Source organism: Pseudomonas sp. TREG-RG-20F-10-E-6-01 (genome assembly GCF_022662455.1).
Lineage (GTDB): Bacteria > Pseudomonadota > Gammaproteobacteria > Pseudomonadales > Pseudomonadaceae > Aquipseudomonas.
Window position 1 is genome coordinate 1 of the sequence record NZ_JAKNQP010000038.1, and the last position, 733, is coordinate 733.

The 733-nt window shown below is 55.8% G+C and carries 1 protein-coding gene; it reads left to right on the forward strand.

Annotation, left to right across the window (positions count from 1 at the left end):
- On the forward strand, positions 1-733 hold a 733-nt coding region (locus L8K08_RS30165; protein ID WP_242201986.1), incomplete at both ends, for an immunoglobulin-like domain-containing protein.

The window sequence follows — 733 nt, forward strand, 5'->3', positions numbered from 1 at the left end:
GGTCACTTTGAGCAATGGCTCGGTGATTACCATCAAGGCCGGAGAATCGGTTGGCACCGTGGTGGTGGATACGCCGGCTAACGACGTTTACAACAATGGTTCGACTGTCAGCACCACGATTACTGGGGCAACGGGCGGTAACTTTGAGAACCTGGTGCCGAGCACTGCGCCTGCGGTTACTACGATTACTGATTCGGTTGATACCACCACTGTTACGTTGACGGCGGGCGAGACTGTCACCGAAGGCGGTCAGATCACTTACACCGCGACACTGACCAACCCTGCACAGACGCCGGTGACGGTCACTTTGAGCAATGGCTCGGTGATCACCATCAAGGCGGGTGAGTCGGTTGGCACGGTCGTGGTGGATACGCCGGCTAACGACGTTTACAACAATGGTTCGACTGTTAGCACCACTATTACTGGGGCAACGGGCGGCAACTTTGAAAATCTGGTGCCGAGCACTGCGCCTGCGGTCACTACGATTACTGATTCGATTGATACCACTACCGTCACGTTGACGGCGGGCGAGACTGTCACCGAAGGCGGTCAAATCACTTACACCGCGACGCTGACCAACCCTGCGCAGACGCCGGTGACTGTGACGCTTTCTAATGGCCAGACCATCGTCATCGAAGCCGGCAAATCTGCAGGCTCGGTAGTCTTTGAAACTCCGGCTAACGACGTCTACAACAATGGTTCGACTGTCAGCACCACTATTACCGGTGCAACT